13 protein-coding genes are annotated in these 20,353 nt (G+C 70.6%); 6 read left to right on the top strand and 7 right to left on the bottom strand.

Annotated features, from left to right (window positions below):
- The first annotated feature begins 968 nt into the window (after window positions 1-968).
- From AQJ91_RS38495 to AQJ91_RS38510, 4 genes are read left to right on the top strand one after another with little or no spacing between them, the layout of a single operon-like run.
- Window positions 969-2,396, top strand: a complete 1,428-nt coding sequence (locus AQJ91_RS38495) for a VMAP-C domain-containing protein (RefSeq protein WP_067031492.1) — start codon at window positions 969-971, stop codon at window positions 2,394-2,396.
- A gap of 6 nt (window positions 2,397-2,402) precedes the next feature.
- Complete coding sequence (locus AQJ91_RS38500; protein WP_067031494.1) at window positions 2,403-3,443, top strand: AAA family ATPase; 1,041 nt, start codon at window positions 2,403-2,405, stop codon at window positions 3,441-3,443.
- Window positions 3,443-6,394, top strand: a complete 2,952-nt coding sequence (locus tag AQJ91_RS38505) for an SAV_2336 N-terminal domain-related protein (protein WP_067031497.1) — start codon at window positions 3,443-3,445, stop codon at window positions 6,392-6,394. Before AQJ91_RS38500 ends, AQJ91_RS38505 begins: the two co-directional genes overlap by 1 nt.
- Window positions 6,391-10,890, top strand: coding sequence for an AAA family ATPase (locus AQJ91_RS38510; RefSeq protein ID WP_067031500.1), 4,500 nt, complete (start codon window positions 6,391-6,393; stop codon window positions 10,888-10,890). Before AQJ91_RS38505 ends, AQJ91_RS38510 begins: the two co-directional genes overlap by 4 nt.
- Before the next feature lie 5 nt (window positions 10,891-10,895).
- Here the strand turns inward: AQJ91_RS38510 and AQJ91_RS38515 are convergent, their stop codons facing one another.
- The 3 genes from AQJ91_RS38515 to AQJ91_RS54055 form a co-directional block, all read right to left on the bottom strand.
- On the bottom strand, window positions 10,896-11,720 hold the full coding sequence (locus AQJ91_RS38515) for a hypothetical protein (protein ID WP_079085542.1): 825 nt from the start codon (window positions 11,718-11,720) through the stop codon (window positions 10,896-10,898).
- Complete coding sequence (locus AQJ91_RS38520) at window positions 11,717-11,941, bottom strand: hypothetical protein (RefSeq protein WP_067031503.1); 225 nt, start codon at window positions 11,939-11,941, stop codon at window positions 11,717-11,719. Before AQJ91_RS38520 ends, AQJ91_RS38515 begins: the two co-directional genes overlap by 4 nt.
- 398 nt (window positions 11,942-12,339) lie before the next feature.
- On the bottom strand, window positions 12,340-12,525 hold the full coding sequence (locus AQJ91_RS54055; protein ID WP_159054748.1) for a hypothetical protein: 186 nt from the start codon (window positions 12,523-12,525) through the stop codon (window positions 12,340-12,342).
- Between the two features lie 285 nt (window positions 12,526-12,810).
- Between AQJ91_RS54055 and AQJ91_RS38530 the strand changes: the two genes are divergently transcribed.
- A complete protein-coding gene (locus AQJ91_RS38530) occupies window positions 12,811-13,815 on the top strand; it encodes a competence protein CoiA (protein ID WP_234383294.1) in 1,005 nt (334 codons plus the stop codon).
- Between the two features lie 72 nt (window positions 13,816-13,887).
- Window positions 13,888-14,070 carry a hypothetical protein gene (locus AQJ91_RS56600; RefSeq protein WP_234383295.1) on the top strand — a complete coding sequence of 61 codons (183 nt, stop codon included), beginning with the start codon at window positions 13,888-13,890 and terminating at the stop codon, window positions 14,068-14,070.
- A 134-nt stretch (window positions 14,071-14,204) separates the two neighbouring features.
- Here the strand turns inward: AQJ91_RS56600 and AQJ91_RS38535 are convergent, their stop codons facing one another.
- The 4 genes from AQJ91_RS38535 to AQJ91_RS38550 all read right to left on the bottom strand — a co-directional run bounded on the left by AQJ91_RS38535 (window position 14,205) and on the right by AQJ91_RS38550 (window position 20,249).
- Window positions 14,205-16,277, bottom strand: coding sequence for a hypothetical protein (locus AQJ91_RS38535; protein ID WP_067031509.1), 2,073 nt, complete (start codon window positions 16,275-16,277; stop codon window positions 14,205-14,207).
- A 37-nt stretch (window positions 16,278-16,314) separates the two neighbouring features.
- Window positions 16,315-18,297, bottom strand: coding sequence for an ATP-binding protein (locus AQJ91_RS38540; protein ID WP_159054749.1), 1,983 nt, complete (start codon window positions 18,295-18,297; stop codon window positions 16,315-16,317).
- Window positions 18,218-18,997, bottom strand: coding sequence for a hypothetical protein (locus AQJ91_RS38545; protein WP_199848137.1), 780 nt, complete (start codon window positions 18,995-18,997; stop codon window positions 18,218-18,220). Before AQJ91_RS38545 ends, AQJ91_RS38540 begins: the two co-directional genes overlap by 80 nt.
- A gap of 433 nt (window positions 18,998-19,430) precedes the next feature.
- Window positions 19,431-20,249 carry a hypothetical protein gene (locus AQJ91_RS38550; protein WP_159054750.1) on the bottom strand — a complete coding sequence of 273 codons (819 nt, stop codon included), beginning with the start codon at window positions 20,247-20,249 and terminating at the stop codon, window positions 19,431-19,433.
- Between the last annotated feature and the right edge of the window lie 104 nt (window positions 20,250-20,353).

Here is a 20,353-nt window from a genome sequence, read left to right on the forward strand (position 1 = left end):
CTAGGCCCTTCCTGCGCGTCACCCGGGAGTACCTCTACACCGACGCCAACCGGCACCTTCGGCTGCGCCCGGCCGGGCGCAGCCTCTTCAGTCGCCTCTCCACGAGGTGACGTGACGCGGCCAGAGTTGCGGATTCACGTCACCTCACGGCGCATCCTCCCCCGAACCCCGCCGCCGCGCGGTGATATTCGCGGCGATGACGTGCAACCGCCGGTGATGGCCCCGATGAAGGCGACATGTCTCCCCCTTCCTCAGTGGCGCCCCCTAGCACCGCACCGGCGCCCGCCCCTACGAGGTTTCCGCCCGGACTCCTGGCACGTTCCGAGGGTTCTCCCCTGTCAAGAAAACGAATAGACGGGGCCTGCCCCATGCCGTACGCGGGGTGCGCTCTCTGCGGCTCGAGGGTGTGGCGGGCTGCGGTGCGGGTGACGGTGGTAGGGGCGAAGGCTGCGGCGAGGGTGACGGTGATCGCGGCAAGCGCGGCCGTGAGGACGGCCAGGAGAACCTTCACGTGGCCGGGGTGGTGGAGGGCGGCTGTGATGAGGACGGCCAGGAGCACGGTCGTGGAGGCGGCGGCTGTCCTGGTGCGGATGCGGGTCCGGTGGCTGGGGGTCATGGCGGGGCTGGTCTTCCTGGGAGTTGGCTGGTGGCAGTGGTGCTGGAGACCAGTGAGCCAGAGGCGCATTTGTGTAGGGAAAGCCACTTCTCGGGGTGAGTAACAAAGAGGCCGTACTCCGGTTGCGATAGGGACGTACGTTCGCAGGTGACCGGCGGGGACCGCCGTCACTCTTGCGGAGGACGGCGCCGCCACTGATTCGGGATTCGTCGGCATTCGAGCGAAGTTGCAGGTACACGGCTCCGCAACTCCGTACCATGTGCCTGCACTTGACCATCTCGGCCCCTCACCGCACCGCATACAGACCTCATGGAGGCGCGATGTCGTCAGACGGCTCGACCGTGGCGCGCGCTTGAACGGCCCGGATGCGGTTCTGGACGAACTGACCCGGATCCTGCTGCGCCTCGACGGCTTCCGGGACGAGCAGACGCGCCGGGTGCTCCTGGAGGAACTGGCGGCGGAGACCGGTGAACAGATCGAGGTCGGGGGAGCCGATTCTCTCCAGCAGGCGCGCTCCCTGATCCGCCAGTGCACACGGCGGCCCGACGTGATGCCCGTTCTCGTGGACCTGTTGCGCGACTTCCACGGAGACATCGCCGAGACGCTGCGCTTTCGTGAGCTGACGCCCCGGCTCGTCTCGCCCCCGCTGCTCACAGGGGACGAGCGCGACGAGTTGCTGAGCATGCTTCACCCTCGGGAGAACGACAGCTGGCGCGGCGCCTACGCCTGGGCGGCGCCACTGGTCCCGGAGCGGCCGGAAGACCTTCGGCACGCCCTGGAACTACTGGAGGACCTCATCAGTCCGTCCAGGCACGTCCCCCCGCTCGTGCGCTTCGTTCTCGCACTCGCCGATCGTTCGGCGCCACACGACCGTCGGCGCCTGCGGGAGTGGGCGGACCGGGTCGCCGAACGCCTCGGCGTCCCCGCCGTGCGAGAGGCCGGCCCCACCGTCCCCGACCGCCCTGGGCCACGGGAGAGCGTGACCCTGGTCCTGCGTCTCCAGCCCTTTCTGCCGGGGCGTCCGGAGTATCTGCTCTCGGTGTGGCTCGGCCACGGGGACCGGCAGTGGATGCCCCTCGTCCATGAGGACGAGCCGCAGCGCCTCGACCAGATCTCGGCCAGGATCGACGATTTCCTCGTCACCGCGCGCGAGTACGACCGTGACGGACCGAGCCGTATCGAGTTCATGTTGCCCCGCGAACTGATCAACCTGCCCGTGGAGCAATGGCCGGTGTCGGAGTCCGTCAGCGGCCCGGAGCAGCCGCTGGGGTGTCTGTATCCCGTCGTCGTACGGGACCAGGACCGCCAACGCGATCCCGATGTACGCCGGTTGTGGGAGGCCAAGTGGCGGCGGCTGCGGCACGAACACCTGGACGCCTCGTCGTCCCTCCTGTTCGACGCCGGGCGCTCGGACGCGGACCGACGCGACCTGGTGCCGCGGATGCAGCCCGCTCTCTGCGTGTTGTTCGCCGGGACGGCGACCTGGGACGAGCGGGGGAACAGGCTCCAGGAACACCTGGAGGTAGCCCTGGAGTCAGGGGTGCCCATCATGCTGTGGGACCGCAGAGGCGGGATCGAGAGCACGCACTTCTTCAGGGAGAGTCTGGCTCCCGAACTGGCCGACGAGAGGGGACGCGCCAGACTTCCGCACACCATCCTGGACTTGCGCAGACGAACCGCGGAGCTGGACGACACGTACCGGTTCGCCGGCCTCGCTCTGCTCTGGGACGACCCGGAACGCTCCCCGGTTCAGGCCGGAGGGTTCCAAGCACCTATGTGAGACCTCATGAACGAAGGGCAGGCATCGCTGGTGTCGCACGCATGGCACGTCTACCGAGGCACGGGAGTACCGCACGACGGCATCGCGATGCTGCCGGCGCCTCCGCCGTGGCGCGCCCCCTCGGCGGCGGAGTGGCCGTACGGCCATCCGGCGCCGGACACCCGGCTGCGCGGCGCCGTCTACCAGGTCACGCCGGAGATCGTGGACGTCGTCAACGCCGCGCTGTACCTGCGACGGCCCCTGCTCGTCACGGGTCCACCAGGCTCGGGCAAGTCCAGCCTCGCGTACCACGTCGCCCACGAGCTGCGGCTGGGCCATGTGCTGAACTGGCCGATCACCAGCCGCTCCACCCTGCGCGACGGCCTGTACACGTACGACGCGCTGAGCCGCCTCCAGGACGCCAACCTGGGAGCGGACGCGACGGCGCCCGCAGATGACTCGGCCTACTTCGACCATCCCGGCCCGGACATCGGCAGATACCTGCAGCTCGGCCCGCTCGGCACCGCGCTGCTTCCCGGTGGCGTGCCGCGGGTGCTGCTGATCGACGAGATCGACAAGAGCGACCCGGATCTGCCCAACGACCTCCTGAACATCTTCGAAGAGGGCGAGTTCATCATCCCCGAACTCGCCCGCCTCGACCATCCGGAGGCCAGAGTGCAAGTGTATGACAGCTCACGCGAGCGAGTGCGCGTCCACCAAGGACGCGTGTGCGCCGACGCGTTCCCCTTCACGGTGCTGACCAGCAACGGCGAGCGGGAGTTCCCTCCGGCGTTCCTGCGCCGCTGTCTGCGTCTCGACCTGCCCGAGCCCGACATCGAGCTGCTCGTCCGTATCGTCGAGGCGCATCTCGGGCGGGAGGCCGTGGAACGAGGGGCGGCGTTGATCGAGGAGTTCGTCAGGCGCAGGCCCACGGAGGCCCTCGCCACTGATCAACTGCTCAACGCGGTCTATCTGCTGCTCAGCGGCGGAGATGACGGCCTCCGCGAGGCCCGTGAGGGAGACGGCGTGCTGCGCACCGTCATGAGGCGGCTGGACCCAGGGTTCTGATGACCGACGATCTCATCGCCAGACTCCTGACCGACGTCGAGAATCAGCCGACCTGGCAGGAATTGGCCGACGTCCTGTGGCTGGCGGAACGCCTCTCGCGGGAGTCGGACGGCCGCCCCCATACCTGGGGCTGGGAACGGCCACCGGTGCCGGACACCTGGTCCCAGCCGGATTCCGGGCCCCCGGCCGGCCGTACCAAACCACCAGGGGCGGACCCACCGCACGCGGAGCACGTCCAGCTGTACGCGGACGTGCCACGGGACGTGGCTTCCGCGTCGGCGCGCCTGGCCCTGCCCGGCGGGCAGGACGGGGTCGGGAACGCGACGCCGGTGCGGCTGCCGACGACGCCCGCACTGCGCAATGTGCTCGCGTTACGCAGGGCACTGCGCCCCCTGGGAAGCCGTACCCTCCCCGGGCCCGGGCCCGAGCTGCAGTTGGACGAGGAGGCCACCGTGGAGCGCATCGCCGACACCGGGTTCTGGCTCCCGGTGCTGCGCCCCGCTCCGGTGCGCTGGCTTGACGTCGCCCTGGTCGTCGACGACAGCGTGTCCATGGCCGTGTGGGACCGCGCGGTACGCGAGTTCCGGGACCTGTTGGACACCGCCGGCGCCTTCCGGTCGGTCCAGGTGTGGTCGCTGCCCTCGGAGGAGTTCCGCTCGCTCGGGGTCGTCCTGCGGCGTGGACTCCCCGCCCGCGCGTCGACCACGTCGGCCACCTACAGCAGCCCCGGCGAACTCGTCGATCCGACCGGACGGCGGGTGGTGCTCGTGGTCTCGGACTGCATCAGCCCCTCGTGGTCGGACGGCACGCTGGAACAGTTGCTCCGGCTCTGGGGGCGCAGCGGCCCGGTCGCCATCGTGCAGCCCCTGCCCCGCAGGATGTGGGAGCGCTGCCCGTTGAATCTACACAAGGTCACATTGCGTTCGCCCGGCCCGGGCGCCGCCAACACCCGGCTCGTGAAGCCCGGTGCGCCCATGCCCGTACCGGTGCTGTTGCTGGACCCCGACTCGATCGGCCCGTGGGCGTCCCTCACCAGCGGGGAGTCGTCGGTCGTCGAATCCCTGGTCACCCTGGTCGGCTCATCGCCCCTGCGGCGGCCGGAGCTCCCGGACGACCCGACTGCGGCGGAACTCTCCCCCACCGAACTAGTGCAGCGGTTCAGAAACGACGCCAGCCCGGAGGCCTACAACCTGATCGTGTATCTGTCCGCCGTCGCGCTGAGTCCACCCGTGATGCGCATCGTGCAGCATCGGATGCTGGCCGACCCGCGCCCCTCCCAGCTCGCCGAGATCTATCTCAGCGGCCTTCTGGAACGCACCGAGGACAGCGTCGGCGCACGAGGTGACGACATCGTCTTCGACTTCCGCCCAGGGGTACGCGCGGAACTCCTCGGCGCGCTCCGCAGCAAGGCCGCACGGCAGATCCTGCAGTACGTCACCGAGTACCTGGAAACCGCGCACGGCTCTCGGGTCGAGTTCGCCGCACTGCTGCGCAACGACGACGACGCGGTCGCGGAGCTGCGCAGACACCGGCCGTTCGCCGAGGTGTCCGCGCACGTGCTGCGCCGACTCGACGCAAAGTACGAGACGGTCGCGCGGAGTCTGGAACGCCACCGGATGCCCGGCCTGACGACCGAAGCGGCAGCGGGCGCCCACGAGGTGTGGGGCGCTGTGCCGCCCCGGCCAGCCGAACTGCTGGACCGTGAGCGGCTGCTGGACGAGCTGCACCGGGCGCTGACAAGCGGTGGGACGGTGCCCCAGGTCCTGTGTTCGCCGGAGGGCGGGGGTGCCACGGCTGTCGCGGTGGAGTACGCGTACACCCTCGGCTCGGCGTTCGACCTCGTCGTGTGGCTGTCTGCGGGGTCACCCTCCGTCGGCGGCGCCGACCGGGCCCGCCTCGCCGACGAACTGGCACGGCGGAGCTGGCAGGGAACCGAACCGTCCTGGCTGGTGATCATGGACGGCGCGGCAGCCGGAGAGGTACTGCCGGATCTGCCCGGCGGCCGCCGCTCGACGCTGATCACCTCTTCGGTCCCAGACTGGCCCGAGGGGTTCGCCGTCCACCGCGTGCCCGCGCTGAGGCGCCGCAAGGCCTTCCCACTGGCCCGGCTGCACGCCACGGAGGTGACAGCCTCGCAAGGCCGATACCTCGCGGAGCGGTTCGGCGGATCTCCCCTCGCGCTGGAGCTGGCGGCCACCTTCCTGGCGGTCACCGGCGAGCTGCCGGAGGCCGGTCCGGAGCGCACCGGGCCGGGCAACGGCTCCTCGACGGCGTCCGACCCGGCGGTCGAAGCGTGCCGGATCTCCCTCGACCATGTCCTGCGTACGGAACCGTCCACCCGGGACCTCCTGCACCGGTTGGCCGTCCTCGCCGCCGGCCCCGTGCCCCTGACACTGCTGGTCGGCCGATCGCAGAAGAAGTCGGGACAGGCCTTCGACCCGGCACTCACCGCGTTGCGCCGCCTCGCCCTGCTGCGGGGCGGTGAGCCGGGCGGTGAGTACGTCTTCGTCCACCCGGCCGTCCGGCGCGCCTGCCGGGAGCGGTTCCCCGAAGAGGAGTTGGCCGAGGCCCGCAGGGCGGTGCGCGCCCGGATGGTCGAGTACTACGGCCGCGACGCCCCGGACGTCCCCGCACTGTGGTCCCGGTTCGGCGCGCTGACCCGGCATCTGGACCCGGTGGGTGCCCTCGGCGACACGGATGCCTACGTCCGCGAGCTCGTGCTGCGCCAACTGCGGTACCTGCGTGCCTGCGGCGACACGACGGGCTGCCGGGTGCTGGGGACGCTCGCTCTGCGGCGGTTGGCCGCCAACTCCGATGCCGGGCATCCCGGTGTGCAGGCGCTGGTGGCGCTGCTCGCGGACGTGTTGGAGGAGTGCGGTGCCGGGGAGGACGCGGCGGCGCTTCGCGCCGACCCCGTGGACTGGTCGCGGCAGGAGCCGGGCGCGACGTGACAGCCACCACGGGGGAACCGTCCACGCCCGCCCGGCCGGACGGAGAGCCGCCCCGGCCCCCGGGCGACTCGGCCGACGCGGCACCGGACGTCGAAGCCGTCCGCGGGGTGCGCCGCCGCGCCCTGAGCATCGGTGTCTCCGGATTCGCGCCCCATCCCGATTTCGGGAGCGAGGACGAGGACGAACCCGATCCCTTTCCCTTCGCCCTCGACCATGTGACGGCCCTTAAGGAAGCCCTCGAACACGAAGCCTTCGGCTACGTCTGCACCACGCTCACCACCCTCGGCACCGAGATCACCGGCACGGCCAACGATCCCGGTCCGACGGCGGCCGCGCTCGGTGCCGCGATGCGCGAGGCCCTCATGGAGTCCTCCGGCGACGACGTGCTGATCGTGCACGTACTCAGTCACGGACTGCCCCGCGCCACCGGGCTGTACGTTCTCGGATCGGACAGCGCGTATCTGCCGGAGACCTCGGTGGACGCGTGGCTGGCGGCGATCGAGGACTTCCCGGGCCGTCCGGCCGTACTCTTCCTCCTCGATCTGTGCCACGCGGGGAAGGCAGCCCGGCAGGACTGGCAGCTGCGTTCCCTGGACGGTTCGAACCGTGCCTGGGTGGTGGCGGCGGCGGGCGAAGCGCAGGTCGCCCTGGACGGACGGTTCACCCGGGCGGTCGCCGAAGTGCTGAACGACATCGCGGAGAAGCGGATCCAGTACGACGACAGTCGCCCCTTCATCGACTACTACTGGTTCGTCGACGAGGTCCAGGCACGGGTGAATCTCCTTGCCGAAGCCTCCGGCGGTCTGCGCCAACGGGTCACCGCCGTCGCGGTCGACAGGGCCGCTCCCGACCTTCCCTTCCTGCCCAACCCGTGCCATGACTCCAGCCGGCGCAACCGTGTCCGCAGCGAGATCGGCGCCGAACTGGGCCATGAGCTGGGCGCGTTCCTGGACGAGGTCGTTGGCCTGGCCCACTTCGCCCGCCACGCCCGCGGCGGGGCGGGCTTCCCCGAGGTGTCCCGGGCCCAGGACGGCGAAGGCCTGTTCACCGGCCGTGCGGCGGAGACAGCTCTCCTGGCCGACTGGTTGGAGGACGAGACCGCCTCGCGGATCTGTGTGGTCACGGGCAGCCCGGGAGCCGGCAAGTCGGCGCTCATCGGGGTCCTGCTCTGTGCCGCCCATCCAGAGCTGCGAGCACGGACGAGGCCGCTGTGGGAGCCACTGGGCCGGTCCGTGACGGTGAGCGCTCCACCGGCCGCCGTGCACGCCCGGCAGCGCACGCTGAGAGAGATCGTCGACGCGGTGGTCCGGCAACTGGGCCTGAGACCAGCGGCACCGAACGGAGAGGCACCCGCCGACTGGACCGTGGAGGCGTTGATCGACGCGCTCCGCCGACTGACGGGCCCGCCTCCCGTGGTGATCGTCGACGCACTCGACGAGATGCGGTACCCGCACGAGGCCGTGACGACGCTGCTCCAGCCGCTCGGCACGGCCGTCAGACCCGACGGCAGACCTGTGTGCCGGCTCCTGCTGGGCGCCCGCGACGAGGAGCCGTTCACGACGCTCGTGGACTCGGCCGCGACATCGGGGGTCCTGGTCGACCTGGACGCCACCCGACCCGAGGACCTGGAGACGGACCTGCGGGAGTACATCGTCAAGCTTCTCTCCGTCGCGCTCGGCGACACCATGGCGGACGGTCCCGCCCAGGAAGCGGTGACCGGGTTCGCCGCCGCCACGGCCAAGGCGATCGCCGGCACCGCGACCGGCCCCTACCTCATGGTGGCGCTGTACACGTCGTACGTACTCCAGGACTCCGTGCGCCCCCGGCTCGGGGACGCGGCCACGGCCCGGGAGCTCGGCGCCGAGGTACCCCTGACACTCCCCGGGCTCCTCGACCTGAGTTTCGGTCAGGACCACACCCATCAGTTGCTGCGTCCGGTGCTCGCGGCCCTCTCGTTCGCGCAGGGCGACGGTATGCCGGTGTCGGCGGTGACCGCCGTGGCCCGGGCGTTCGCGTCCGCCCCCGTGCGGGTGGACGACACCACGGTGGGACAACTCCTGGACGACGTGCGGGCGTTCCTGCGCTCGGTGCCGGACCGGGGCACGATGCTGTACGGATTGCTGCACAAGAGCGTCGCGGACGAGCTGCGCAGACACCCCGTCCCCATGGGGACGCAGTTGTCCGACGCCCCCGAGATCCTGGTCTACGAGGCATTGCTGGGGGCCTTACGATCGGGCCCGGACGACCGCCCGTCATGGAGTGAGCCGCACAGCTATCAGCTTCGCCACCTGGCCCAGCACGCGGTGGACGCCGGCCGGTTCGACGAGTTGTGCGGCGACCCCGAGTTCCTGGTGCACGCCGACCCCGACTGGCTCGTGCCCGAGCTGCGGCACGCCGTCTCGGAGCCGGCGCGCAGTGCGGCCGCCGTCTACCGGACGAGCGCTCATCTGCACCGCCGGGTGGAAGCCGGGCAGCGGCGCCACATCCTGGCCCTCGACGCGGTCCGGCACGAGGCCCGCACCTTCGCCGACCGGCTCGCCGATCCCGCCCCAGGTACCGGTTCCCTCATGCTCTGGCGTCCCTCCTGGGCGACGGGGGGCCGGATCAGCGCGGCCCACGCGTTCACCCTCCAAATGCCGGACAACCGGGTGACCGCCCTGGCGGCGACCACGATCGGCGACACACCGTTCGTCGTCACGGGGAGCAGGAACGGCAGGATCCGGGTGTGGGACACCGGCACGGGGCGACAGCGGGCGTCGTCGGCCCCTCGGTTCGGGGAGGTACAGGCTCTGGTCTGTACGGAGGTCGAGGGTGCCCCCGTCCTGCTGGGTGCGGGCAGTGGTGGTGCGCTGGCGCTGTGGAATCTGCCCGATCTGACGCCCCGGAGCCTGGCGTTGGAGGGGCACACCGCCACGGTGCAGGCTCTCGCGTGCGGCGAGGTGGTGGGCAGTCCCAGCGCGCTGACCGCGGACGAGTCGGGCCGACTGCTGCTGTGGGACCTCCACGGCGACGAACCGGTGAGTCCGTTGCGGCTGCCCCGCGGTCAGGGCCGGATCACCGCGCTCGCGCAGACGCTGGACGAGAACGGCAAGGCCCTCGCAGTCACGGCGGACGACGCGGACCGGGTCCGCTTCTGGTCGCTCGTCACCGAGGAGGAACAGGGCCCCGGAATCCGCCACCCGTCACCGGTCAGGGCCCTCATCGCCCTCACGGCCCGGGGCGCGGAGCAGATCGTGACCGCCGGAAAGGACGGGCACATACGGCTGTGGAACGCCCGCACCCACGAACTGACCGCGCGGTCGGCCGCGCCGCACGATGGCCAAGTTTCCGCGCTGACCTGCGTCACCGGCGAGGAGGGCGTCCGGATCCTGAGCGGCGGCAGCGACTGGACGATCCGCAGCTGGGACCCGGAGGAGGACAACCGCCTGCTGTCGGAGGTCAACCGCTTCGTCGGCCACATGGGCGCGGTGACCGCTCTCGCCCACCCGGAGTCCGACCCGCCGGTCGTCATCTCCGCGGGCACGGATCCGGTGCTACGGGTGTGGAACGTGCCGTGGGAGCGTCAGCGTCCGAGCACGCCGGTCGGACACACCTCCTGGGTCACCGCCCTCTCGATCGCCACGCTCCCCGACCGCGTCCTGCTCGCCTCGGCGGGGGCGGACGGCCACATCCACCGCTGGCACCTCACCAACGGAACTCCGTACGGCAGCACCCCCATCGCCGCGGGCGACGCGCCCGTGCACGCCCTCACCAGCACCGTCCTGGACGGCCGGCCGGTCCTTGCGGCGGGGGGAGCCGACGGCCGTATCCACCTCCTGGACGTGGCCGACGGCACACCGTACAGCACCCCCGTCACCACCGGCACCGGCCCCGTGCACGCGCTCACGGCCACCGACCTCGACGGTCGCGTCGTCCTGCTGTCGGGGGGTGCCGACGGGCTGCTGCTCTGCTGGGACGCGGCGTCCGGTGAGAGGCGGGGGCTGCCGTTCGCCGGCCATCACGGCGGCATCAACGCCGTGGCCCGCGTGGACGTGGAGGGTAGACCTACCGCTGTCTCGTGCGGTGACGACGGCACCCTGCGGACCTGGGACCTGCAGACCGGCCTGGCCACGCGGGCTCCGGTCGCAGCGCACGACGGATGGGCGACGGCACTGGCCTGCACGGTGCGCGACGACGGCACCGCGATCGCGGTCACCGGCGGGCAGGACGGCACCGTACGTGTCTGGGACCTGGCGAGCGGCACCGCGCTGCTGGATCCGCTGGAGGTATCGGGCGGTGTCAACGCTGTGGCCTGCGGCGTCGTCTTCGGAGTACCGGTGGTGGTCGCCGCCGACGACTGCGCCCTGCGCGTCTGGGACCTCGCGTCGGGCCGGCTGCGGGAGAACATCGGGGTACCGGGAACGGTGCCCGCCCTGCTCCTGCGCGATCACCAACTCGTCCTGGGCTGCGAGTGGGAGGTCGTGGTGCTGCGCCATACCGGGAACCGGGAGAGCTGACCGCCTCAGGCGGAGGGGAGGAACGGGCCCAGCTCACGGGCGAGTTCCGGCTGAGCCAGATAGCGTGTCGCCTTGTGCGAGGCCACCAGGCCCAGAGAGACCTCGTAGTGGGCGTCGATGCCCGGGAAGCGGCTGGGCAGATCGCGCGGCAGGGCCACGATGTCGCCCACGTCCGCGATGTTCACCCAGCGTCTGACCTTCGGAGGCCGCAGCCCCTTGTTCTCGTCGTTGCCCTCGCCCAGCGAGAGGCGCTCGAAGAACGCGTGCGGCATGCCGAGCGGCGAGCCGAGCGTCACGAGCAGATCGAGTTCGACCGGGCTGCGCCACAGCGTTTCGTACGCCACGACGGAGCCCAGTGAATGCGCGATCACCACCTTGGGCTTCCGCTCTTCCAGCACCCGCCCCAGCTCCGCGCGCACGGCCGCCCGGCGCGGCGAGTCGGGGTCCGAGACGTAGGTGTCCGCCTCACGGCACAGCATGATCACGAACCGTCGGGCCGCCGCACCGTACCGTTCGGCCAGCCACTCGGCCGCCTGCCGGACGGGCTTGGTGCCCGGGCCCATCGTGACCTCCGTGGGCGCACCCAGCGCCGACACCCACTCCACCAGGAGTCGTTGGCCCCCTGGCGGCAGCAACTCGGCCTCGTCCGAGCCCTGAGTGGTTCCGACGTGGAGCAACTGGGCGTAGTAGGCGGTGTGAAGTGTCCTCGGCTCGGGGGGTAGCCCCAGCGCCTCACTCCACTCGGTGGCGAGCGCCACACCGGCCAGCTCCGCACTGCCGGCCTCGGTCAGGTACCGGTAGCACCGAATGCCGTGAACTCCGACGATCATGTCGCCTCCCCCGCCCGGCACCGACGCCGCGCCCCGCGGGCAGCGTAGGACACGAGCAGCGGCGTAAGCAGTCGAACCCACGATCCCGCGAGGATGCGGCCGACGCCGTACAGCGAGAACAGCAGGAATCCGGCGAAGGTGCCGACCAGCACGCTTCCCCAGCCGTGCCGCCGCAGAACGACGCCGGAGTCCAGGGCGAGTTTCACGTCGCCGAAGCCCACGCTCCCTGGGCTGCACAGGAACAGCAGGGTCAGGGCGTCGGGCAGCCGGTGTGCCGTGAAGTCGACGAGGACTTGCTGGCGCGTCAGGTCCTCAAGGACCGGCTCTCGGTCGAGGATGTAGGCCTACGCCTCCGGCGCGGCGGGTGCTGGTTCCTGCGCCCGGCGGTGCTCGCGGGCCCACGCTCGGGCAGGTGACAGTCTCGTGGAGCTGACCTACGGCGCTGCGCCTCGGAGGCGTACGGAATCGCGGTGTTGACGGCGGCCGTCGCCGAGTGCCGCTGGGCACAACTGCCGACCTGCCGGTCCTCTCATCGCGGGCAGTCCCGGCCGGAATGGAACAGCATGCAGTCGCCGCAAAGCCGGTCGCCGCACTCCTGCCACTGCAGCAGACCTTCGCCCTAAGGGTCCTTCATCGGACCGCCGAGGCACAGCTGACCCTCCCGGCGCCGGGCGAGCCGGTCGGCCAAAACCTGAAGCGCGTCAACCCGGCCGACGAACCCGCTCACCATGACCAACTCGGAGGGCACATCGACGTGCACCAGGCGGCAGGCGGGGGCCATCGCGCTGGTGAAGGCCGCCACCACGGGCGCGTCCTCGATCTCGCAGGCGAGTGAGTGAACGGTCCTCTGGGGCCTGATCTTCTGCCCTGCGGGCAAGGCGCGCCGGGCTCGAATGTCCGCTCTGTAACGGCTGGTCACCCTTCATCCCCGATGAGGTCGGCAGCGGGGCAGCCACCTCGACCAGACCGGCGGCGCGGCTGGCGCGTTGGCTCCGGTCGCCGCCTTCTTCCTGCCGCGCCCTCGAAACCGGGTGCATCGCCGTTACGGCACGGGGATGCTGGCCTTCTCGGGGCACACGATGGGGAGCCGATGGGGTACACCGCCCTGCACGCGGACTGGGGCCGGCTGGATGCGTCGCTGGACGATCTCGGATGCGGCCGGTCCTGGGCGGACGTCCACCGCGTGAAAGGTCTGGAGCTGGCGTGTCCGGAGTGCCGGGGAAGGGTTTTCGCGCGCATCTCCCCCCACCGTGCCAGGCACTTCTACCACCAGGTGCGGCCCCACGACTGCGCGCTGGCGAACGAGTCGCCCGAGCATCACCTGCTGAAGCTGGAGCTGGCCACCGCCGCCCGGGCAGCGGGCTTCAGAGCCGAGCTGGAGGTCAGCGACGAGGCCCGGACCTGGCGTGCCGACGTGCTGGTCTTCGATGGGCGGGACCGGCCGTTCATGGCGCTGGAGGCGCAGTTGTCACCGATGACGCCGCAGGATGCTCGGATGCGGACGGACCGCTACGCGGCGGACGGTGTAGCGGTGTGCTGGGTCTCGGTGGAGAAGCGGCCGTGGGAGCGCGGCGTGCCCTCCCTGCGGGTAGTGCCCCCCAGGAACCGCGGGGAGGCGTGGACAGTACGCCACGGGATGGCGCGCTACACCTGGGTGGCGCCGCACACGCTGAAGACGAAGGCGGCGTGGACCCACGTCTCCTGCTCCCTCGTCGATGCGATCCGGTGGATTCTTCAGGGCCGGGTGCATGCCCATACCGGCCCGGAGGCAACGGTGTGGTGGACCGCCCGCTCCTACGTCCAACTGGCCATCGTCCGGGCCCGGCTGGAGGCCGACGCCGAAGCCGTCCTCCAGGCGGCCGCCGCCGAGCAACGCCGGCAGGCCGCGGACATGCGGGCCGCTTCGGCGGAACGGCGCAGACTGGCTGCCGAGGACCATCGGCAGGCCGCTGAGGAACAGGCGCGGGAAGATCGGGCGGAGCAGGAGCGGCTGACGCCCTTCTTCGAGCACGCGGGTATGGACGCCGCGTTGTGGCCCGCGTTCATGCACATGGTCCGCTCCACTTCCGGCAAGGCCGTCGAGTGCGGCGCCTAGAGCCCCGCCCACGGCAACGGACTGCTCCTCTACAGCCGTCCGCGTAAGGACAGTGCGTTCCAACTGGCCGGTGTGGTGTGCCCTGACCCCTCGGTGCTCGCCCGGTGGCCCGCGGACCTGACGATCCTGGTCCCCGGTCAGGCCTGGCTCTCGCGTATCGAGGAGGCCGCCCGGAGCCCGCTGAAAGTCGCGGTCTTGAATCCGGTCACCAAGCGCTGCGCCTACGAGCGCGTCGGCCCCGGACTGCGACGCTGACAACGAGCGCGTCCCGTGTTCAGGCGTCCCGGGCTGGTCCTCCCCCGGTGGCGTTGCCCACGAGGGCGTCGCGCTGACGGCCGAGCGGTCGTCCGGTTCGAGGCTGGTGGCCGTGTGCTGGTGGATACCGCGTCTTACTTGCGGGAGTAGGCGGAGGGTGTGGTGCGGTTGCCGGCGACGAGCCCGACGACGACTGCCCGGTCTGTTGTGGCCCCGCGGGGCCGGTGGGCGGTGGTCCAGGCGACTTCATCGACGCGCAGATTGCCTTGGGTGTCGTTCTTCGGGGTGAGGTCCAGGACGAGGAGTTGTCCGAAGGGGGCGTTGGTGTTGCTGTACTCGGCGGCCTGGGTGAGGTAGCGGCTTTCGAGGTACTGGGGATCGTTGTCGGTGGCGTCCTGTTTGATTTCGGTGAGGTAGCGCAGGGCTCCGAAGTGTGCCATGACATCGGCGCGGCCCATGCCCACGTCGACGGGTTCGACAAGGACGACGTTGTGCAGGGGGCCTTTTTGGAGCCACTGATGGAAGTCGCGTTGCAGGTCGGCCTCGACGGGCTTGCGGTCTCCCTCGGGTTTGCGCCGGTAGTCGAAAGGGGGTGGTTCGCCCTTCTTGGTGGAGCCGAGGAGGTTGGTGCGGGTGATGTCGGAACGGCTCTTGAGGAAGAGGAGGGTTTGCTCGACCAGCACGGAGAAGGTCTGGCGGACTTCCCCCGTGAACGAGGGATGGGCGGACAACTCGGCCATGAGCTGGTCGAGTTTGGGCACGATGAGCGGATCGGTGGCTTTGAGGCGGGCGACGTCGCTGTCGTGGGCGAAGCCTTCCAGTACGCGGAGCTGCTGGTCGTCGAGTGTTCTGGCGATGCCCAGGGCTTGGTCGTTGAGCTGGAGGAGCAGGGTCGGTGCTAGGCGTTGCAGGCGGGCGAGCACTGCTCCGCCGGGGTCGTCGTCATCGCTGCCGTCGTCGGCGGAGGAGTTGGCGGAGTTCGTCTCGCGCTGGGCCGCGGTCTCGATCGCGGTGAGCAGGGTGATGGCGGTGGCGGCATCGAAGTCGCGGGCGGCGTGCTGGGTTGTTTCCTGGGCGGCGCGGCGCAGTTGTGCCAGGAATGCCTGCTGGCGCAGGAAGCCGTCTTCGATCGCGGGCTGGACCAGCAGGGCCAGGCCTTGGCCTGTGCCGCCGGTCAGGGGGCGGACAGTACGGGCGGCGCTGTAGGCGGCGAGGACGGTGTCGAGGGCTTGCCAGGCGTCCATCCAGGCGTCGTCTTGGAGGGTGGTGGCTGCGGCGCGTAGTTGGAGGACGAGGTGGTGCCAGGCGATTTCTGCTGAGCGGCGCGGTTGGAGCCATTCGGGCTGGTGGGTGCGGTGGATCCAGGCCTGGCGCTGGTCCAGGGTGCTGGCGATCTGGTCGGCGGCGTGGTTGATGGTTGCTGCGTCTGCCCGGCCGAAGGCGAGGATGGCGTCGCAGACCGCTGCGTAGGTGAGGGCGTCGTGGCGGGCTTCTTCGGCCTGGGCGGCGGTCTCGAACTGATGGCGGGCCTGGACGAGATGGGTGGTGACGGTGCCGATGTCCTGGGAGGACAGGGCGCGGCGTAGAAGGTCGCAGCCGAGTTCGAACATCGCGTCCACGTCGGTGGCTTCGTCGTGGGTGAGGTGCTGCAGCAGGGTGCGTACCGTGTCGGCGAAGGTGTCCTCGTCGGCCCAGCGGTCGAGGGTGAGGCCGAGGAGGCGGGGCAGGCGTTCGAGGAAGTCTTCGGGGCCGTCGGTCGGCACGTCTTCGAGCGCCTGCCACAGTTTGAAGGGGGTGACCGCTTCGGCGACCGCCAGGCGTACGGCTCCTTCGAGGCGGGCGGCGGCCAGGAGCGGTGCGGCCTCGATGCGGTCGGGCAGTCCGTCCAGCAGGGCTGCGGTCAAGGGTTTGCCCAGTGCCTTGGCGGCTGCGGGGCTGTGGAGGAGGGCGTCCATGGATGCGGTGAGGTGGAGGACGCTGCGCTGTGCGGCGAGCCCTTCAGGCAGTGCGGTGGCTGCGGGCTGCCATTGGGTGTCGCTGCGGTTGTATGCGTCGGCGACGGCTTCGGCGAGGTAGGGGGCGAAGGGGCCGGCGGCCACGTCGCCGGCCTGGCTGGCGACGGTGTCGGGGGCGAGGCCGAGGGCAGGGAAGGTGATGGGCTGGCCGTCTGCGGCCAGTTCGGTCAGCCGGTCGGCGAGTTGCGGCACGGCAGCCGTCCTTTCCTGCGTGCTGTCGGGTGCGGCATCACCATAGGGAAGCGCCGGGCTTGGCCTGCCGGATGCTGTCGGCGGGCAGGGCTGCGCGGGCCAGGTCGAAGTCCGCGGTGGTGATGACCACCTGCAGGTCGCCCTCGGCTGCGACGGTGGCCAGTTCCTTGAAGAGCTTATGGGCGTCGGCGGACTGCATCTCCTCGGACTTGGGGCTGTCGATCAGCAGCAGGCCGGGGTGGGTGGATACGCCGTTTGCACTACCGACCCTGAGCAGGGCGATGGCCACGGCGATGCGCAGCCGCAGGCGTGCGCCGGCGGTCTGGTCCTTGAACCATTCCTGCTTGCTGCCGAGGGGAAAGATCTTCAGGCGGGCACCGCGGTCGATCGACACCGACTTAAGGGAGGGAACCCCGAACAGGGTCGCCAGCTCGGCGGTCTCGTCGTTGACCTTTTCGAACAGTGCCTCGGCGGCCGTCTTGCTGTCCTTTTCCAGCAGGTCGGCGGCGGCCGCCAGGACCTTGATGGCCTTGGCCTCGCTTTCGTCCAGGGCCGGTTCCTCGGGCTCGCGGAACACGCTGAGGGCGCCTTCCAGCCGCAGCACATTCTCCTGTGCGGCCAGGCGAGCGGGCAGGTCGGCGGCGGACTGGGCACGCCGCAGCTGCTCCTGCGCGCCTTCCAGCCGGCGTGTCAGGCGATCGACGGTGCTCTCGGTCTGTTCAAGGGCCTGTTTGGCTGCCGCTTCGGCGGCGGTGCTCGTCTCCAGCCGCTGCTGTGCCTCGGCGGTGATTTCCTGCGGGTCTTCGTCGTCTCCGGTCACCTCGCGCGCGCATACCGCACAGGTATGGGCGTGCCGTTCCTGCTGGCGGCGCACGTCGTCGATCTGCTGGTCGCAGCGGGGGCAGCTGGTCGGGTTCAGGCCGTGGAAGAGCAGGCGGGCGGTGGCGCTTTCGGTGACGTCGTTGAGGAGCTTGGTGGCCTGCTGGCGTTCGGTGCGCGCCTGGCGGAAGACGCGCAAGGCCTCGTCCCACGTGTCCTGCGCGTCGGCCAGGGCCCGGGCGAGCTGGACCGCGTCGTGGGCCAGGTCGATCAAGGAAACGTCCGCGCCGTCCCCGGGCAGCAGGCGCTGCAGTGCCTCGCGGGCCTGGGCGAGCTCGGTTTCCAGGCGCTCGCGTTCGGATGCGCGTTCCGCAGCCTCGGCGGCGGCCGCCGCGCGGCGTGCCTTGTCCTCGGCGAGGCGCACGTCGTGCACGGTCTTGACGCGGGTGAGGGCGGCGGCCGCGGGCAGGTCCAGGAAGACCTGCAGCAGACGGCCCGGAAGTCCGTTGGAGGTGACCTCGCCCAGCAGTGCCTTGTCGCCGCCGGCCGGCAGGTAGACCGCCCCGAAGTAGGCGGGCCACCCGTGGGTCTGGGTGCTGGTCTCCTTGAAGCTGTTGACCAAGGGCTGCAGATCCATCCGCCCCAGCATCAGGCCGGCGATCTGCTCCGCGTAGCTGTCGGTGCTGGAGGCTCGCAGCAGGACGGTGATGCCCCGGTCCGGGGTGGGGCCGCGCACGCCGGCCAGTGCGGCCGGGTCGGGGCCGGTCAGGACGACGGCCGCAGTGATCTCCCCGTCGGTGAGGTCGAGGCGGAACGCCATGGGCTCTCCCGCGACGGTCGCGTCCAGGTCGATGTGGTGCAGCCAGCTGCGGACACGGCTTTGCATCTCGCTGCGCGGCGTGCCGCGCAGGCACCACGTCAGCAGTTCCAGCACTGAGGTCTTGCCCCGGAAGTTCGAGGCGACCAGCGCTGTCAGACCTGCGGAGAAGGACAGCGTTTTGTCGAACGGGCCCGGCTCGACGTCGCCGGTGCGCTCGCCGGCCACCCGCAGCCGGTGCACCCTGAGCGACCGCGGACGTGCCGGGGAGATGACCAGCGGCAGCCCGTAAGCGGCGAACACGTCACGTACGTTGTCGACCTTCACACCTGCCTTGTCCGCAATACGCGTCTCCAGCAGAGTCTCTTCCTGCACCGTGCTCATGCTCCCCCGCTCCCTGTGCCTGCAGCTGCTGCCGGAATGCCGCCAGCCGGCGGCGCGCCTGCTCACTGATCGACCCGATCCGGCTGCCCCGCGGCGTGTCGGCGTACTCGCGCGTCAGGTACTGCTGCTTCTTCAACTCGTTGCCGCTCTTCTCCCCCGCGAGCCGCAGGACGTCCTCGACGCGCTGCACGTAGTAGCCGAAATCCGGTTCCTGGCAGATGATCTCCCGGGCGACGTGACGGCCGTGCTCCAACAGGAAGTAGTCGTGCTGGCGCACGCGGTTGACCGTTCCCCGCCGCTTGCGCACCAGCAGCCCGGCGCTGCGCAGCACCGCCAGGGCGTCGTCCAGCCACTCGTAGGCGCCGAAGTGGTGGCGCAGCATCGGATAGCGCCGCACCTCCGGCTCCTCGGAGTCCAGGATGCGGCCGGCGAGGTCCAGCAGTGCTTCCTCGGGCTCGGCCTCGTAGGCAGTCAGTAGCTCGTTGGCCAGGTAGTCCGGATTGCGCAGCCAGAAGTCCAGCTTCTGCAGCTTGACCTGCGTCCTCATTACGCCCACTGCCTGCTCCAGGCCGGGCACGGTCTTCTCCGCCTCGGTGAGCGGCTCGCACGCCCCGTCGATCAACAGCAGCAGGCGCACCGCGTCCTGCTCCCGGCTGGTCACCGCAACCCCCGGCCCCTGCTCCGCCCCCTCGTGATCCATCACGCCAGAGTAACCATCCGCATACGAACCTGACCATGGAGTGACGAAATGAGCAGGGGAGCACGGCCGCCGAGGTTGAACGGCGGGCGCGGCGTGGTCCTCCAGGCGCACGCAGCACACGGACCCAGCTCCGCCCCCCCCTGTGCGGGCAGGCGTCTACGCCAGGATGGCGGGGACGGCGGCCTCGGTCGTCCAGTCGCCTTCGAAGAGCGCGGCAACCAGGCAGGCATGGCCGTCGGGGAGCTGGCATGTGCGGTGCTTGGTGCAGGCTTTGGCGAGCCAGGCTCCGATCTTGACGGTGTCGCCGTCGATGCGGATGGACGGGAGCCGGCTCCACGGCGCGCGGGACCGACACAGAGAGGCGAGTCTTCGGCGGAGTCCGGCCGGCGGCTACGGGCGAGGCGCGGCGGCGCAACCCGGTAGGGGTGCCTTGTCAGGCCTCAGCTGCGGACAGCGTCTGCTGGACCAGCAGAGCAAGATGCTGGGGATGAGGGCACGCCTGTGTCATGGACAGTTCCTTCCCGGCGAGGGGGCGTCCGCTGAGGGTGGCGTCGGCCAAGGGCATGAAGTACCAGGTGCCATCCGAACGGTGGAAGTCCCACACGATGCTGTCGCGGTCGGTCAGCTCGATGCGGCAGCCACAGCCGTCTTCGTAGTCCCGGGCTGGAGAGACCGCCTCGGCGGGCGGTCGGCAGCCGGGGATGAGTTTGGCGCTTTCACCCAGCAGGCCTGCCAGCTGGACGAACGTCTCGTGGGTGCTGACGGGCAACGGTCCGGTGTAGGGAGTCGTGGCCAGGATGTCCACCGCCTCGTCACAGTCGTGCGCGTCGATGGCGCCGAAAGCCTCCTGTCCTGCCGCGCCAAGGACGGTCTGGGCCGTGCACAGGCGCTCGGCTTCCCCTGCTCCGTCGTAGTCGGAGGCGGTGATCTCTCCGCGCCCGGCCATGACGTCCAGGCAATCGCTCAGCTTCTCCAGCGCCGCGCCCGCCGCAGCGATCTGGGCGAATAGGGCGGAGGCCGTCACGGCGGCCTGCTGCGGCGTGTACAGGGCCCATTCGTCCTCCAGGGCGGCAGCGAGCCCTTCGGCCGCTTCCGCTCCCACGATCGCCAGAGCGAGGATCTGCCCCGGATCGTCGGGCCCAGGCTCGGTGATCAGGCGTAGTCCGTCGCACACGTCGTCGATCAGGCCTCGGTCGTCCGGCTCCTGGTAGCGCCGCCACAACGGTTCCTGTTGCGGTGTCGGCTGTGTCACGTCGCCACCCGCCCTTCTGTCTTCGGCCAAGCTGTCACCCTCTTCAACGAGTCGGGGCGGGCTGGGTGACCACCCGGACCTGCTGCCTGGCCTCACAGCTTGGG

It is taken from the genome of Streptomyces dysideae (assembly GCF_001514305.1).
Lineage (GTDB): Bacteria > Actinomycetota > Actinomycetes > Streptomycetales > Streptomycetaceae > Streptomyces > Streptomyces dysideae.

Coding starts and splice junctions, on each gene's coding strand:
- AQJ91_RS38500 (WP_067031494.1), top strand. CDS start 2,403: ATGAACGAAGGGCAGGCATCGCTGGTGTCGCACGCATGGCACGTCTAC.
- AQJ91_RS38540 (WP_159054749.1), bottom strand. CDS start 18,297: ATGAGCACGGTGCAGGAAGAGACTCTGCTGGAGACGCGTATTGCGGAC.
- AQJ91_RS38530 (WP_234383294.1), top strand. CDS start 12,811: ATGGGGTACACCGCCCTGCACGCGGACTGGGGCCGGCTGGATGCGTCG.
- AQJ91_RS38505 (WP_067031497.1), top strand. CDS start 3,443: ATGACCGACGATCTCATCGCCAGACTCCTGACCGACGTCGAGAATCAG.
- AQJ91_RS38545 (WP_199848137.1), bottom strand. CDS start 18,997: ATGGATCACGAGGGGGCGGAGCAGGGGCCGGGGGTTGCGGTGACCAGC.
- AQJ91_RS38515 (WP_079085542.1), bottom strand. CDS start 11,720: ATGATCGTCGGAGTTCACGGCATTCGGTGCTACCGGTACCTGACCGAG.